Origin of the sequence: Mesorhizobium sp. B2-4-3 (genome assembly GCF_006442815.1) — a bacterium.
Taxonomy (GTDB): Bacteria; Pseudomonadota; Alphaproteobacteria; order Rhizobiales; family Rhizobiaceae; genus Mesorhizobium.
This window is the reverse complement of the sequence record NZ_VFVL01000001.1, coordinates 412,643-428,398: the sequence shown is the minus strand read 5'-3', so window position 1 is coordinate 428,398 and position 15,756 is coordinate 412,643. Positions and strand designations below refer to the sequence as shown.

The 15,756-nt window shown below is 64.5% G+C and carries 14 protein-coding genes; 6 read left to right on the top strand and 8 right to left on the bottom strand.

Going from position 1 to position 15,756, the window contains the following annotated elements; all coding sequences use genetic code 11:
* Positions 1-2 precede the first annotated feature (2 nt).
* From FJ956_RS02060 to FJ956_RS02050, 3 genes are all read left to right on the top strand, one after another.
* Entirely contained in the window at positions 3-1,235 is a 1,233-nt protein-coding gene (locus FJ956_RS02060; protein WP_140676419.1) for a PhnD/SsuA/transferrin family substrate-binding protein, read from the top strand.
* Between the two features lie 138 nt (positions 1,236-1,373).
* Positions 1,374-2,273 carry an NAD(P)-dependent oxidoreductase gene (locus FJ956_RS02055; RefSeq protein WP_140676416.1) on the top strand — a complete coding sequence of 300 codons (900 nt, stop codon included), beginning with the start codon at positions 1,374-1,376 and terminating at the stop codon, positions 2,271-2,273.
* Positions 2,270-2,551, top strand: a complete 282-nt coding sequence (locus tag FJ956_RS02050; RefSeq protein ID WP_140676412.1) for a UxaA family hydrolase — start codon at positions 2,270-2,272, stop codon at positions 2,549-2,551. The genes FJ956_RS02055 and FJ956_RS02050 overlap by 4 nt, the downstream gene beginning before the upstream one ends.
* A 36-nt stretch (positions 2,552-2,587) precedes the next feature.
* Here FJ956_RS02050 and FJ956_RS02045 read toward each other — a convergent pair whose 3' ends face one another.
* The 4 genes from FJ956_RS02045 to FJ956_RS02030 form a co-directional block, all read right to left on the bottom strand.
* Complete coding sequence (locus FJ956_RS02045) at positions 2,588-3,643, bottom strand: succinylglutamate desuccinylase/aspartoacylase family protein (RefSeq protein WP_140676409.1); 1,056 nt, start codon at positions 3,641-3,643, stop codon at positions 2,588-2,590.
* 158 nt (positions 3,644-3,801) lie between these two features.
* The gene (locus FJ956_RS02040; RefSeq protein WP_140676406.1) at positions 3,802-4,974 is read right to left on the bottom strand and encodes an MFS transporter; all 1,173 of its coding nucleotides are present in this window, start codon (positions 4,972-4,974) and stop codon (positions 3,802-3,804) included.
* A gap of 112 nt (positions 4,975-5,086) precedes the next feature.
* Positions 5,087-6,463 carry an FAD-containing oxidoreductase gene (locus FJ956_RS02035; RefSeq protein WP_140676403.1) on the bottom strand — a complete coding sequence of 459 codons (1,377 nt, stop codon included), beginning with the start codon at positions 6,461-6,463 and terminating at the stop codon, positions 5,087-5,089.
* A complete protein-coding gene (locus FJ956_RS02030) occupies positions 6,460-6,921 on the bottom strand; it encodes a DUF4126 domain-containing protein (RefSeq protein ID WP_140676400.1) in 462 nt (153 codons plus the stop codon). Before FJ956_RS02030 ends, FJ956_RS02035 begins: the two co-directional genes overlap by 4 nt.
* Before the next feature lie 134 nt (positions 6,922-7,055).
* Between FJ956_RS02030 and FJ956_RS02025 the strand changes: the two genes are divergently transcribed.
* Positions 7,056-7,613: a sugar O-acetyltransferase gene (locus FJ956_RS02025; protein ID WP_140676398.1), complete on the top strand. Its 558-nt coding sequence runs from the start codon at positions 7,056-7,058 to the stop codon at positions 7,611-7,613.
* Here FJ956_RS02025 and FJ956_RS02020 read toward each other — a convergent pair.
* Complete coding sequence (locus FJ956_RS02020) at positions 7,600-8,586, bottom strand: helix-turn-helix domain-containing protein (protein ID WP_140676395.1); 987 nt, start codon at positions 8,584-8,586, stop codon at positions 7,600-7,602. The two genes, FJ956_RS02025 and FJ956_RS02020, sit on opposite strands and share 14 nt — an antisense overlap.
* 125 nt (positions 8,587-8,711) lie before the next feature.
* Between FJ956_RS02020 and FJ956_RS02015 the strand changes: the two genes are divergently transcribed.
* Positions 8,712-9,353, top strand: coding sequence for a cysteine hydrolase family protein (locus tag FJ956_RS02015; RefSeq protein WP_140676392.1), 642 nt, complete (start codon positions 8,712-8,714; stop codon positions 9,351-9,353).
* Between the two features lie 371 nt (positions 9,354-9,724).
* Positions 9,725-11,038, top strand: a complete 1,314-nt coding sequence (locus tag FJ956_RS02010) for a hypothetical protein (protein WP_140676389.1) — start codon at positions 9,725-9,727, stop codon at positions 11,036-11,038.
* A gap of 66 nt (positions 11,039-11,104) precedes the next feature.
* Here the strand turns inward: FJ956_RS02010 and FJ956_RS02005 are convergent, their stop codons facing one another.
* From FJ956_RS02005 to FJ956_RS01995, 3 genes are all read right to left on the bottom strand, one after another.
* The gene (locus FJ956_RS02005) at positions 11,105-12,784 is read right to left on the bottom strand and encodes a formate--tetrahydrofolate ligase (protein WP_140676386.1); all 1,680 of its coding nucleotides are present in this window, start codon (positions 12,782-12,784) and stop codon (positions 11,105-11,107) included.
* A 318-nt stretch (positions 12,785-13,102) separates the two neighbouring features.
* A complete protein-coding gene (locus FJ956_RS02000) occupies positions 13,103-14,227 on the bottom strand; it encodes a DUF2333 family protein (RefSeq protein WP_140676383.1) in 1,125 nt (374 codons plus the stop codon).
* A gap of 102 nt (positions 14,228-14,329) precedes the next feature.
* Entirely contained in the window at positions 14,330-15,628 is a 1,299-nt protein-coding gene (locus tag FJ956_RS01995; RefSeq protein WP_140676380.1) for a DUF6638 family protein, read from the bottom strand.
* Positions 15,629-15,756 lie beyond the last annotated feature (128 nt).

Below are 15,756 nucleotides of genomic sequence, written 5' to 3'. Positions count from 1 at the left end.
TCATGACAAGATTTACGCAGAGCATCTTCACCCGCCGCATGTTCCTTGCGGGCGCCGCCGCGGGCGCCCTGGCCATGCCCGCGATCGTGCGGGCGCAGGACCGCAAGACGGCGAAAATCTCGATCGGCCGCCAGCCTTACGCCGCCGGCAATTCGCCGCTGACACAGCGCATGATCAACGAGAAGATGCTGGAGAAGGCGGCGGCCGAATTCGGCTATGATCTCGCGGTCGACTGGCGCGACTATCCTTCGGCCCTGCCCATGGTCGAGGCCTTCGTCTCGGGCGATCTCGACATCGGCATGTGGGGCAACACGCCGATCGTTCGCCTGCTGTCGCAGGCGCAGCCGATCAACATCCTGACCGTGGGCGAAGGCCACATGCGCATGGTGCTTGCGACCCGCAAGGGCTCGCCGATCAGGAACATCGAGGACCTGAAGGGCAAGACGGTCGGCGCGCTGGTCGGCGGCGACCCCTACAACGCGCTCTCGCAGATGCTGCTGCAGGAATTGGGCGACGCCGATCCGCGCGCCTTCAACATCAACATCGTCAACACGCCGACCCAGGCGGTGGCCGCATCCCTGCCGGAAGGCATGGACGCGTCGGTCGTGATCTATCCGGCCTTCCTCAAGGCCAATGCCGAGACCGGGCTGACGGGTATCATGAATTCCTTCGGCTACACCGAGGCCGGCTATAGCGGGCCGGCGGGCGAGGGCGAAGGGCACCTGCTGCCGGGTGTCAAGAAGTCGAAGTTCTATCCCGACGGCTACTATCTCCACCGCTCCTTCTGGATCTGCAGCGACCGCATCGTCGGCGACGACGCGCCGATCGGCCAGGCCTTCCTGGTGGCCGCGCAGCGGGCGCTGGCGGAATTGCAGAAAGTCGATCCCAAGGACATTTCGCAATCGGTCAACAAATATTGGGGGCTCGATCCAGCGCTTGGCGCCAAGGTCATCGGCGACGAGGTGCTTTTCCAGCGCGGCTGGATCTGGCCGACGGAAGGCGATGCGGCCGCGGTCAGCCAGATTTCGCAGTTCATGGTCGCCGGCAAGATGATCCCCGAGGCGCTGAGCTGGGATCAGGTCAAGGCGGCCTTCGGCAAGGCGGCTCCGCTGCTGCAGAAGGCCTATGAGGCGACAGGCAAGGTACCGGACGAAAGCGGCTTCACCGACAAGGGCGCCAAGGACCTGCGCGGCCTGCCGGCCTGGCAGCTCGACCAGTGGAAAGCGCCTGCCTGAGGCGCGTTCGCTAGATCAGAATGACGTTTCGTTGAAAGGTCATCCTGATCTAACTCCTTGTTGGAGCATGATCTTTTCCGAAAACCGGTTCCCACTTTTCGGGATCATGCTCTGGAAACTCCGTGAAAGGAAGCATTGATGACCGAAGTAGGTTTTGTCGGGCTTGGAACGATGGGCGCTCCGATGGCCCGCAACGTGCTCAAGGCGGGATTTGGCCTCACCGTCTTCGATCTCAATCCCGCGTCGGTGGCGAAGCTCATGGGCGCTGGGGCCCACGCGGCGGCTTCGCCGCGCGAGGTGGCGGAGCGATCGGAGGTCGTCATCACCATGCTGCCGGACGCGCCCGACGTCGAGGCGGCCGTGCTCGGTGAGGACGGCATCGGTCATGGGCTGAAATCCGGCAACCTCTATATCGACATGAGCACCATCGACCCGCAGACCACGCAAAAGATCGGTGCGTGGCTTGCCCAGCGCGGCGTCGATATGATCGACAGCCCGGTGGGCAAGACCGTCGAGCATGCCATTGCCGGCACGTCGACATTGATGATCGGCGGCGATGCGGCGGTGCTGGAACGCGCTCGTCCCATCCTGTCGGCGATGGGCGCGGACCTCATCCATTGCGGCGCGCTCGGCATGGGGCAGGCCATGAAGCTCACCAACAATCTCCTGGCGAGCGTATTGATCACCGCGAGCTCGGAGGCGCTGGTCGCCGGCGCCAAGGCAGGGCTGACGCTCGACACGATGATCAGTGTGCTCAAGACGACGATGGCCTGGAATCAGCAACTCGCGGTCGCCATGCACAATCGCGCGCTCAAGGGCGACTTCGAGCCCGGCTTCATGGTCAAGCTCGCTCACAAGGACTGCCGCTTGGCGCTGGCGATGAACGAGGCGCTCGGCCTGGACGCGCCGGTCGGCGCCGCCACGCTCGCGGTGCTTGCCGAGACGATGGATGCCGGCATGGCCGGCAAGGATGTCGGAGCGGTGCTGAAGCTCAGGGAAGACGCGGCCGGCGTCCAGCTGCGGCTGGCAAGCGCATGACCCAGTCGGGCGCTATCGTGCTGCATGCCGACGACGACGTCGCGGTGCTGGTCGGGCCGGTCGAGGCAGGGGCGAGCGTTGCGACGCGCGGGGCGCGCGAAGGGCTCGTGCTTACGGCCGGCGTAGCGCTCGAGGCCGGCCACAAGCTGGCGCTGCGCGATCTGCCGGCCGGCGCCAAGGTGCGCAAATATGGCGAAGTCATCGGCCGACTGACGGCGCCTGTCGCCGCAGGCGACCATGTCCATGTGCACAATCTGGAGAGCCTGCGCGGCCTCTGATCCGTGGCGTCAGCGCGAACGCTTCGTTGGGGAGCTTCAGTCTTCCAGTGTGCCGGAGCGCGCGTCGCTGCTCCTGCTGTCGCCGGCGAGCTTCAGAAGATCCTCGCCGGTGCGGATGATGCGGCGCGCGCGGCGGGTCAGGATGAAGCCTGATTGCGGGGCAAACACTTCCGTGCGGCCGCCGGCCTCGCCGGGCGCATGCACGATCGTCGCCAGCCTGTCGCCTTTCTGGACGCGATCGCCGGGCTTGACGTCGTAGAGGATCGCGCCGGCCCTGGGCGAAGGCATCATGTCGATGTTTTCCAGCGGTACGACCGGTCCGGAAAATTTCTCGAATTTCGGCACGGATGAGTCCTGGACGACGCCGCGCGCCGCCAGCAGGCGGTAGAGTCCCGCGGCATCGGCCGCGGCGAGGGCGGCATCGACATCGAGCATGCCGCGATATTCGACCGTGGTCACGGCGCGGCGGTCGAAGCGCGCGACGCTCGCCGGCACGTTCTGATAGGGCATGATCGAGGCGCCTTCGAAGGTGCCGGTGTTGTCCTCGCTCCACAGCAGGACGGCTTCGGCGCCCATGGCGGCCGCGCAGTCGGCCATATGCGGCCACAGGCTGGTGTGGATGTAGAGATAGGCGAGGCCTTCGTCGTCGCAGTGGAGGTCGAGGACGATGTCGTTGCCGAGCGAGAGCTGGACGAGCCGGTTCTTCAGCCGGCGATCGGCGCCGCCGAGGCTGACATCCGGCAACAGCCTGGCGTCGGGCGCCGCAAGCAGCGGGAAGGAGCGGTTGAAGTTGGTGCGGGTGCCGAGATTGAAGCGGCCCTGGTGCTCGCCGAAATGATATTGCGCGCGGCCGATCGGATTGGCCCAGGGCACGATGGTGATCGAACCCTTGATGCGGCCCTCTGCCTCCGCCTTGGTCAGCATCGGCATCAGCGCGTCGATGGCGACGACGCCCGGCAATTCGCCGGCATGGAGAGCGGCCTGCAGATAGGCGGAAGGGGCCGCCTTGTCCTTGCCCTCGAAGCGCAGGACCGGAAATTCGTAAACGACGCCTTCGCTGTCGCCGGCAATGCGTTCGATCGTCTTCTGCATGGGATACCTCCGCGTGAAGCGGTTTCACCCATGCATTTTGCGATCGGGCTGTCGAGTGGTCCAGCCGTGCCGTGCTGTCGGGGCAGGGTGGCTACGGCGAAGACGCCGAGCCTTGCTACGGCGAAGACGCCGAGCTGCTACGGCGAAGACGCCGAGCTTTATTCAGCCGGTTGTGGCTGCGGGACCGTGCGGCGGTCAAGCGCCTGCGACAGCACGGCCACCACGACGGCCAGAAGCGCGAGCGCCGCGCCCACCAGCGGCAGGTTGGCGTAGGAGACGCCCCAGGAGATGGCGAGGCCGCCGATCCAGGCGCCGCCGGCATTGCCGACATTGAAGGCGCCCTGATTGAGCGTGGCGGCAAGGTTCGGCCCTTCGGCGGCCGCTTCGACGACGCGTATCTGCAAAGGCGGCACGACGATGAAGATCAGCATGCCCCACAGGAAGACGATGGCGACAGCCACGCTCGCGATGGCGCCGAGCTCGGTGAAGACGACGAAGAGCAGGGCCATGGCGAGCAACGTGGCGATCACCGTCGGCATCAGCTTCCAGTCCGCCAGCCTGCCGCCGATGATGTTGCCGATGGTCATGCCGGCGCCGAACAAGAGCAGCACCCAGGTGACGGTCGCCGTCGACAGGCCGGAGACGTCGGTGAGATAGGGTTTGATGTAGGTGAAGACGGCGAACAGGCTGGCGGAGGCGAGCGAGGCGATCAGCATCGCCAGCCACACCTGCAGCTTGCCGAGCACGCGCAGCTCGCCTACCAGGCCGCCGCCGCTGGGCTCCGCGACGTCCGAAGGCACCAGCCAGGCGATGGCCGCGACCGAGATGAGGCCGATGCCGACGACGGCGAGGAAGGTGGCGCGCCAGCCGAAGGCTTCGCCCAACGCCGTGCCGGCGGGAACGCCGAGGATGTTGGAGAGCGTCAGGCCGGCGAACATCAGCGCGATCGCGCTCGCCCGCTTGTTGCGCGGCACGAGGCTCGCCGCGACGACGGAGCCGATGCCGAAGAAGGCGCCATGGCCGAAAGCGGTGAAGACGCGCGCCGCCATCAAGAGCCAGTAGTTCGTCGCGATGGCGCAGAAGAGGTTGCCGATGACAAAGAGGGCGGCGAGACCGACAAGCACAGGCTTGCGCGGCAGGCGCGCGGTCGCCATGGCGACGATCGGCGCGCCGAAGACGACGCCCAGCGCGTAGCCGGTCACCAGAAGGCCAGCCGACGGGATCGAGACGCCGAGATCGGCAGCCACCTCCGGCAGCAGGCCCATGATGACGAATTCCGTGGTGCCGATGCAGAAGGATGCAATGGCGAGCGCTAGGATCGGCAGCGGCATGGGGTATCCGGACTGAATCGGTTCAAATCAGACTGACGTTGCATGCGCCCGGCGCACAAGCGCCATTGTTGCAATGCAGCAATGCAGAAACGGGAGAACGCCGCTGCCAGGCTTAGACCAGCGGCTTAAGCTCCTGGGCGATCGTGGGGAGCAACTCCGAGACATTGGGGTGGATGTGCATCGCCCGCGCGAGCGTCGAGATCGGCGCCTTGGCGTACATCAGATCGAGCACGCAGTGGATCGCCTCGTCACCGCCCGGGCCGAGCACCGAGCAGCCGAGGATTTCGCCGGTGTCGGCATCGGCGAGGATCTTCATGAAGCCTTGCGTCTCGCCTTTTTCGACCGCGCGGCCGACACGCGTCATCGGCCGCTGGCCGACCAGCGCGCGGCGGCCGGATTTCTTCACCGCGGCTTCCGTCATGCCGCAGCGCCCAAGCGGCGGATCGATATAGAGCGCATAGGCTTCGATGCGGTCGCTGACCTTGCGCGGATCGTTGTCGAGCAGGTTGGCGGCGACGATCTCGAAATCGTTGTAGGAGGTGTGGGTGAAGGCGCCCTTGCCGTTGCAGTCGCCCATCGCCCAGATGCCGGGCACATTGGTGCGCAACTGATCGTCGACGACGACGAAGCCGCGCTGATCGACCGCGACGCCGGCCTTGTCGAGGCCGAGATCGTCGGTGTTCGGAACGCGCCCGAGCGCCAGCAGCACATGCGAGCCGATGGCCGGCGGCTTGCCCGCGGAGAAGGTGACGGCGATCTCCTTGCCCTGCTTGGCGAAGCTGATGTCGCCGGCACCGACATGAACGGCGATGCCTTCGTTCTCGAGGATCGACAGGATGGCGGCCGAGGTGTCCTCGTCCTCGCGGCCGGTAAGCCGCGGCGCCTTCTCGATCACCGTGACTTCGGAGCCGAAGCGGCGGAACATCTGCGCGAATTCGAGCGAGATGTAGCTGCCGCCGACGACGATCAGATGGCTGGGCAGCACATCGAGATCCATCATCGAGGCATTGGTGAGATAGGGCACGTCGTTGACACCGGGCAGGTTCGGCACCGAGGCGCGACCACCGGTGTTGAGGAAGATTTTTGGCGCGGTCAGAAGTTGGTCGCCGACGCGCACGGTCTCTGCGGATTCGAAACGCGCGTGGCCGCGATAGAGCGTGCAGCCCTTCATGCCGGCGATCCATTTTTCGAGATTGCCGCGGGCGTCGTTGGTGACCTTGTCCTTGCGCGCCTTGATGCGTTTGTAATCCACGCCGACGGGGCCCGAGAGCGCGACGCCGTAGTCGGCCGCGCGGCGGGCGAGATGCGCGGCATAGGCACTCGCAACCATCGTCTTGGTCGGCATGCAGCCGGTGTTGACGCAGGTGCCGCCGATGAACTTGCGCTCGACCAGCGCGACCTTCATGCCGGCGGCCTCGAGCCGGCCGACAAGCGGCGGGCCGGCCTGGCCGGCGCCGATGACGATGGCGTCGAAGCTCTTTGCGCTCATGCGACCGCCGCCACGATGAGCAGCCCGCCGATGATCGCGACCGTGTCCTCGATGAAGGCGGCGGGTGGATCCTTGCCGAAGGCGGCGGCCAGCCGGCCGCGCGCTTCTGCGCCGCCCAGCGTGCCGATCACCGCGCCGATCGCGCCGGCGACCAGGCCGCCGATGGTGGCGCCGGCCGTGGCGCCGATCACCGCGCCGGAGAAGGCGCCGGTCACGATGCGGGCGCCAAATTGCTGCGGCACTTTCCGGCTCGGCGTCGACGGCAGCTGATCGGTGACCAGCTCAACGATTGCCAGGATGGTGAAGATGCCGACGGCGATCCAGTGGCCCATGAAGCTCGCCCAGGTGCCTGCGACCGGCAGCCAGCCGAGATAGGAACCCCAGGCGACGGCGGCGGGCGCGGTCATGGCGCGCAGGCCGGCAATGACGCCTATCAGCAGTGCAAGAATGTAAAGCATGATCGACCCCCTCAAACTGAGACCGTCGCATGGTCTCGCAACGGCAGGCTAGCATAAGTCAAGCGTTTGGCTACGGGGCTTTTGTCTGACAATCGATTATGCTTTGGCAGCGGACGAAACCTGGAGGTGCCACCATGACGACAAGCGAACGCATGAAGATGGCGGCGGGCGAATGGTACACCTGCATCGACGATGAGCTGGAGGCATTGCGCGTTGCCGCGCGCGATGCGGTGCTCGAGCACAACGGCCTTCCGCCCCGGCAGCGCGGCAATATCGCTCCGGCCTTGCGGGCGCTGCTCGGCGGCGTGGGCGAGGGGGCTCGCATCGAGGCGCCGTTCCATTGCGCCTATGGCTTCAACCTGTTCCTCGGCGATGGCGTCTTCCTCAATGCCGGCTGCACCATCCTGGATACCGCGCCGGTGCGCATCGGCAAGGGGACGCTGCTCGGCCCCAATGTGCAGATCTACTGCGCCGAGCATCATCGCGAGGCCTCCGGCCGGCTGGCCGGGCTGGAGATCGCCAGGCCCGTGACGATCGGCGACAATGCCTGGATCGGCGGCAGCGCGGTGATCCTCGCCGGCGTCAGCATAGGCGAGGGGGCCATCGTCGGCGCGGGCGCGGTGGTGACCCGCGACGTGCCGGCGAACACTACCGTCGTCGGCAACCCGGCGCGGGTCGTCACGCGCCGATGAGCGCACCGGCGTTTTGAGCGGTTCTTGAGAATTCACGCCGGTACCGCACCGGCGAGGTCCTGAGCCGCGCGGCGAAATGCTGGCGCAGCGAGGTGGCGCTGCCGAAGCCGGCTTCGAAGGCCACCATGTCCATCGACTTGTCCGTCTGCTCAAGCAGCCTTTGCGCCAGTGCCACGCGCTGGTCGGCAAGCCAGTCGCCGAAACTGGTGCCGACCGACTTCTGGAAGCGGCGCGTGAAGGTGCGGCGGGTGAGGCCGGCCTCATCGGCGACGCTGTCGAGACTGTGCGTTTCGCCGAGCGTTGCCCGCACCTGGTCGAGAGCGCGCGCGAACCGGTCCGCGTTCGGCGTCGGCGCAAGCGGGCGCTCGATGAACTGCGCCTGTCCGCCTTGCCGGTGCGGCGAGAGCACGACATGGCGGGCAAGCCGAAGGGCGGCCTCCGCGCCGTAGCGGGCGCGCACGATGTGCAGGCAGCAGTCGAGTCCGGCGGCGACGCCGGCCGAGGTTATGATGTCGCCGTCGTCGACATAGAGCACGTCGGCGTCGATCGCGATGTCAGGATGAAGCGCCTGCAACTGGTCCGTATAGGCCCAGTGGGTGGTTGCCTTGCGCCCGGCAAGCAATCCGGTGCCGGCAATGGCGAAGGTGCCGAGGCACAAGCCGACGATCAGCGCGCCGTGCCGATGCGCGCGTCGCAGCGCATCCTTGAACGGCGCGGCCAGCGGAGCCTCGAGATCCTTCCAGCTCGGGATGATGACGATGTCGGCCTCATCGAGCACGGAAAGCCCGTGCGGCACCAGGATGCTCAGCCCGGCATCGGTATGAATGGGCCCCTCCTCCATCGCGCAGACGCGGAAGTCGAAGCGCGGCAGGCCAAGCTTGGTGCGGTCCGCGCCGAACACCAGGCACGGCACGGAGAGATGGAACGGGCTGATGCCGTCGAAGGCGACGGCGGCAACGATCGGGTTCTTCATGGCAAGCATCGCTCCGTTGAAAGCCGAATGTCCCAATTCTTTCGAATGATGTCAATCGGGCCACTTTCTGAAACCGAACCAGCCGACTAGTTTTGGCCCATCAACACGATCGAAAGGAAACCGCCATGTCAGCTCCCGCCACCCAGCCACGCCGCGCGCTTGTCGTCGTCGATGTCCAGAACGACTATAATGGCGGCAATCTCGCCATCCAGCATCCGCCATTCACCGAGACCGTCGCCAATGTTGCGCGCGCCATGGATGCCGCGGCGGCGGCCGGCATCAAGATCGTCGTCGTCAGACAGATGGCGCCCGAGACCTCGCCGATCTTCGCCAAGGGCAGCCATGGCGGCGAGCTGCATCCCGAGATCGCCAGGCGCAGCCGCGACCACTATGTCGAAAAGACGCTGCCTTCGGCCTTCACCGGCACGGATCTCGAAGCCTGGCTGCGCGCCAACGCCATCGATACGATCGTGGTCATCGGTTACATGACCCACAATTGCGATCTGTCGACTATCATCCACGCTGTTCATATGGGCTTTGCCGTCGAGTTCCTTTCGGATGCCAGCGGCTCGGTGCCCTATGCCAACAGCGCCGGTTATGCATCGGCCGAGGACATCCACCGGGTGGTGAGCGTCGTCTTGCAGTCGCGCTTCGCCGCGGTGCTGAAGACCGCCGAGTGGATCGATTGCCTGAAGACCGGCGCCCTGCCTGAGCGCGACACGATCTATGCATCGAACCAGCGTGCCTTGCAGCGGAACGCCGCCTAGCTCTGACTGGCTAGAGGCGCCGCCGGGATGCGGCGCCAAATATCGAGGTAGAGCGTGAGCCATTTCACGGACGTCGCTCCGGTATTTTCGGAAAGTCACCGCGCATGTGAGTAAGCGCGGTTGGCTTTTTGGGGGCTGGATTGAAGGCGCGCGTTGCACGAACCTTGGTCGTCCTGGCCCTCGCTGTCGGCGCGGCGCTGCTGCCGTGGCCCGCTCTTGCGCAAGTCCCGCCGCACGCGCCAGGCACGATCTGCGTCACCCAATTCTTCTGGTGCTGGGCACAACCGCCCGGGCCGCCCGGCTATCCCTGCGGATGCCCGTCGCAATATGGCTTCGTGCCCGGTTATCTGGGCTAGTCGTAGGGGCGCGCGATGACGACATTCCGCGATCCTCTTGTCTCCGGACTGCTTGCCGATGCCAAGCTGGTTGCCGGCTACGGCCGCTACGGCGTGTTCAAGGACAGCGCCCTGTTCGCCGCGATCGGCGACGCGGAAAAACTCAATGACGCGAGCGCAAGCCAGCCCGAGGTCGTCAAGCTTCAGACGGTGCTCAACGACTGCTCCAACACCGTGCCGTTTTCCACGCTGGCCGCGCTCCGCACCGGCTGGTCGCCGGGCGACATGTCGCGGCGGACCGCGCTGGCAACCTATTTTCTGATCGCGCTCTCGGTGACAATGATGATCGTCATCGGCAAGCTGACCTATGTCTACAACAGGGGCGTGTCGATCAACGTGGAACTGCAGGAGATCGACAACAACGATTTCAGCGCCCGGTTCGGGCAGTCGATCCGGCAGGTCTGGGCGACCAAGAAGCAATTGAGCTCGGCCGCCGCCCAGCAGGCGTCGGCGACCGACCTGACGCTTCTGAAGGACGCCTATTACAATTCCGTCGACAGCCTGCATTCGCTCGACCAGCGTTTTTCCTCACTGCTGGTGCGAGCGCAGGGGTTCATGACACAGGAAGCGCCATTTCCGCTCTGGGGCATGCAATGGGCCTATTGCAAGCTTTCGGCTTCGCCAGCCAAGGCGGGAGCGCCAATCAATTTCTCGAACCCCAGGCAGATGGCCATAGACCAGTTCTGCGGTCAGCAAATCGCGCTGGCGCAGCAGCAGAGCGGGGCCGAGAACAGCCAGCCGCTCAAGCAGTCGGACTTCGATTGCAAGAACAACGGCAACATTCAAGGCGGCACCCAAGTCGTCAGCGCCACCGGCGCGGCCGGCCAGGTGGAAGACGTGAACGCGGATTTCGACGCGGCGACACGCGACCTGCAATGCGAAGGCGTCATCACCATCACGCCGAATTCGATTTCGACGCTGACGCTGCAGGCCAAGACGCTCAGCGAGGTCCTCAGCCCCTATGCGCTGTGGATCCTGCCCGCGCTCTACGGCGCGCTTGGCGGCATTATGTTCCACATGCGCATGATCCTGAACCCGCTCTTGCCCAATCCGTCGCTGTCGCGCCTCATTCATCGCATCGCGCTAGGCGGGCTTGCCGGCATGATCCTCGCCTGGTTCATGGCTCCGGGAACCAAGCTCGGCGGCGAGGTGACCGGCATAGGCTTCAGCCTGTTCACCTTCGCTTTCCTGTTCGGCTTCAGCCTCGATATCTTCTTCGCCATCCTCGACCAGTTCGTCTCGATGTCGGTCGCGGGCATCAAGAAGTTCGGCTCGCCCACGGTGGCATGAAAGCCGGCGAAGAAAAAAGGGCGCCGCGATGAGGCGGCGCCCTTGGTCGTTCAATTCGAACGATATTTAGAACAGGCCCTCGATCTGGCCGGCCTCGTTCAAGAAGATCTTTTCCGAGGACGGCACCTTGGGCAGGCCGGGCATGGTCATGACCTCGCCGCAGATGATGACGACGAAGCCGGCGCCGGCCGACAGCCTGACCTCACGCACCGGCACGGTGTGGCCGGTCGGCGCGCCGCGCAGGTTCGGGTCCGTCGAGAAGGAATATTGGGTCTTGGCCATGCAGACCGGCAGGTGGCCGTAGCCGGCTTGCTCCCAGGCGTGCAGCTGGTCGCGCACCGACTTGTCGGCGATCGCTTCCGAGCCGCGATAGATGCGCTGGACGATGGTGTTGATCTTCTCGAACAGCGGCATGGCATCGGGGTAAAGCGGCGCGAACTGCGAGGCACCGGATTCGGCGAGCGCCACCACCTTGTTGGCAAGGTCCTCGATGCCGGCCGAACCGTTGGCCCAGTGCTTGCACAGGATCGCCTCTTCGCCCATCGAGGCGACATAGTCCTTCATCGCCTGGATCTCGGCGTCGGTGTCGGAATAGAAGTGATTGATGGCAACAACCGCCGGCACGCCGAACTGACGGATGTTCTCGATGTGGCGGCCGAGATTGGCGCAGCCTTTCTTGACCGCCTCGATGTTTTCCTTCCCGAGGTCTTCCTTCTTGACGCCGCCATTCATCTTCATGGCGCGCACGGTCGCGACGATGACCGCCGCGGACGGCTTCAGCCCGGCCTTGCGGCACTTGATGTCGAAGAATTTTTCGGCACCGAGGTCGGCGCCGAAACCGGCTTCGGTGACGACATAGTCGGCAAGCTTCAGCGCCGTGGTGGTGGCGACGACCGAGTTGCAGCCATGCGCGATGTTGGCGAACGGGCCGCCATGCACGAAGGCCGGGTTGTTCTCTAGCGTCTGCACCAGGTTGGGCTGCATGGCGTCCTTCAACAGCACCGCCATGGCGCCGTCGGCCTTGAGGTCGCGGGCATAGACCGGCGTCTTGTCGCGACGGTAGGCGACGATGATGTCGCCGAGGCGCTTTTCCAGGTCCTTGAGGTCGGTGGCCAGGCACAGGATCGCCATGACTTCGGAAGCCACGGTGATATCGAAGCCGGCCTCGCGCGGATAACCGTTGGCGACGCCGCCGAGCGAGCAGATGATCTCGCGCAGCGCCCGGTCGTTCATGTCCATGACGCGGCGCCAGGCGACGCGGCGGGTGTCGATGCCGAGCTCGTTGCCCCAGTAGATGTGGTTGTCGATCAGCGCCGAGAGCAGGTTGTGCGCGGTGGTGATGGCGTGGAAGTCGCCGGTGAAATGGAGGTTCATGTCCTCCATCGGCACGACCTGTGCGTAGCCGCCGCCGGCGGCGCCACCCTTGACGCCGAAATTCGGGCCGAGCGAGGCTTCGCGGATGCAGATGATCGCCTTCTTGCCGATGCGGTTCAGGCCGTCGCCGAGGCCGACGGTGGTGGTGGTCTTGCCTTCGCCGGCCGGCGTCGGGTTGATGGCGGTGACCAGGATCAGCTTGCCGTCCTTGTTGCCCTTGACCGACTTAATGAACTCGGCCGAGATTTTTGCCTTGTCATGGCCATAGGGCAGAAGGTGTTCGGTCGGAATGCCGATCTTCTGGCCGATCTCCTGGATCTGTTTTTTCTTGGCGGCGCGCGCGATCTCGATGTCGGACTTCACTTCGGCCATGACGGCTTTCCTCTGGATTGGGCGGTGGAAGGGACGGTTTTGATCAGTTGTGCATGTTCGAGACGCCGCACGGGCGCAGGGGTGTTTTCTAACCCTGTCGCTGCCGCGGCGTCAACTTTCATGCAACTATGTTTCCTGCAAAGAAAGAATATTGCTGTTCCCGGTGCGACCCCGCTCGGGTCTTCGGGCCCCGGTCGTTGCGGCGTATAGAAGCCAGAGCGAAGACCGTTCCGCCGTCTCAAAACAGCCGCTGAATACGCGAAAAGCGACAGAAGCGACGGCGCAAATCCACCATCCCTGTCTTGGCCGAAAAGGCTGCTACTGCGTCAGCACGTTGCTGATCTCGACCATATTGGAGCGCACCCGCAGGATGTAGAAGCCCATCGTCGTCAGATGCGTCGGCAGGAGCCAGCCATCCTCGCGGCCGTTGGCGATGATGAAGGGTTGGATGCGCAGCGCCGAGACGAATTGCTGGTCCATCGTGTCCCACAGGCTCTGCAGGTGCTTTTCCTTGATCACATCCTCGAAGTCGGCCTGGGCGCCCTTCATCAGGCCGTAATAGGCGTAGAGCTGGCCATAGGCGAACCAGAAGCGGTCGTCGGCGCGGGTATCGAACCAGCCATTGTTGTGGTTTTCCGCGCGCTCCTTGAGAATGGCCGAGGTCGAGCCGATGTCCGAAGCGATGCGGTCGATATATTGCTTCAGATTGTCGGCGCGGGCGTCGAAGGTCGCCTGGCAGGTGGCGAGACGGGCGTTGAAGGAGCGCAGCTTGCGCACCGCGTCGCGATAATAGCTCGGCGTCGGCGTCTTGGGCCCGAACGGGTTGAGACCGAAATACCAGGTGTACTCGTCGAACTGCAGATTGCCGCGCGCATCTTGCAGATCGGCGTCGATCTGCGATGTGGTGCGCACGCGGCCGAGATTGTCGGCAAGTTCGGTCGCGGTGCGCCGCACCGCCTGGTTGATGCCGCGCTGGAAGGACGCCTTGTTGTCCATCCACGGCGTGTTGTCCCAATCGATGCCGAACAGGCCGAGCTTGTAGAGGATCATCGAGGAGATCCAGGCATTCTGGTTGACATTGAAGTCCGTCAGATCGGCGGCAACCTGGGCGATGGCGGAGTTGCCGCAGGTCTTGGCCGTATCGGTGCCGCTGCCGGCCGAAACCTGCTCGCCGGCCGACACGTTCCGCTTCTCGAACGTGTAGGTGTCGGGATAGTTCGGGTTGAAATTGTTCCACCACTGCGTGGCGTAGAAGAAATTGGCGTAAAGGCCGATCAATACCAGAATGGCAAGGCCGACCACCGCCTTCAGAATCCAGCCGCGCTGGCCGTACCAGCGGCCGACCCACATGAAGGGCCACAGGATGAGTCCGATGACGAAGCCGATGCCGCGGCCGATCCACTGGAAAATCTGGGTGAAGAAGTTCACGATCGGGTCGAGCATGGCTGTGGCACCCCTTAGCATGATGTCAAAAAGTTGCAGACCTTTTGGATAACATCATGCGTCAAAACAATAAGTTAGAACGAAATGACGGTTCATTTCGTTCTAGTCAGTCAGGCCGTAAAGGCGTGCGCGGAACGCCGCCTTGTCCTTCAAATATGTGGTTTTCAGAACGTCCACAACATGGCTTCTCCAGGCGTCGCTGAAGCCGTCATAATCCTTGTAGAAGCCGGGCTTGTTGAAGACGTAGCGCGAAACGAAGTCCTGCGGAACGAAATCCGAGATCAGCTGGTTGGTCAGCCAGGCATCGGGGTGGTCGGGCTTGGCGCGCACGACCAGGAAGCGCTGGTACGGCGGCACATCCTCGATCTTGAGGTGGCCGAGCTGGGCGATCTCGCGCTTGGCGGCGTTGAGGAAAGGAAAGTTCCCGTCCTGGGCGATCAGGTCGGCATGACCGTGGATCCAGGTCTGCAGCCAGACCTTGTCGACATCGGTCAGATTGCGGTTGGGCTCGGCGTCGCGGATCAGCGCGCGCACGACCATCTCTGCGCGATGCTCGAGATAGCCGGAAGCCTCGATCCAGGAGGCGCGCGGCAGGTCGAGGCGGCCGGTGGCGGCCAGGAAGCCGAACACCTTGTCGGCGTCGTTGATCGACAGATAGCTCACCTGCCAGGGTCGCGAGCGGCGGAAGCCGGGGGCGGCCGGATCGCTGATCACCGTCGTCATATCGGGGTCGACGAAGACGTAGAGCCCGCCGAAATGGCTGGTCCAGTAGGCGTTGTGGCGGAAGATGACCTGGTCCGGCACCAGCGCGTTCTCGCGGATGTCGCCGCAGATCTTGGCAAGGTCGACCATGCGCTCAAGCATGGCGTTGTCGCGCCAGGCGTCGGGCTCCTGCCTCAGCCGGTCGACCAGCTTGCCGAGTTCGGCCGCCTTGCCCAGCACGTCCTCGGCCGACAGCACCTTGAACTCGACCTGGTTGATCGACAGCAGATCCTCGATGTCGTTGACTTTCGGGACCGAGTCCTCGATCTCGCCGTAGATCACGTCCTTGATGGTCAGCGCGTCGATGGCGCGCTGGTTCTTCGACATGAACTCGAACATCAGCTGCGAGGTGTTGGAAAAGGCGGTATGCACCACCGGCAGGTCGATCTGCGACGGCGTCAGGATGATGAAGCGGCGGTTGACCTCGTTGGGGTCGAGATAGTCGTAGTCGCCGCACTCCTCAGCGATCTCGGGCGAGAAGCCGGTGCGGTCGATCTGGAAGCTCTTAAGCTTGGTCAGCTCGAGCCCGAACGCAGCAAGCGCCTTGTTGTAGCGCTGGATGAGATGCGGCTCGTCGATGGTGAGCAGCCTGCCGTAGATCAGCTCGTTGTCGCGCAGAAGGTCGGGTTTCTTCTTCACCTGTCCTTCTCCCCGTTCACGGAGAGAAGGTGCCCGAAGGGCGGATGAGGGGCGGCGCAGCCTTCCCTTCTCCCCTTGTGGGAGAAGGTGGATCGGCGCGATAGCGCCGAGACGGATGAGGGGTGTTC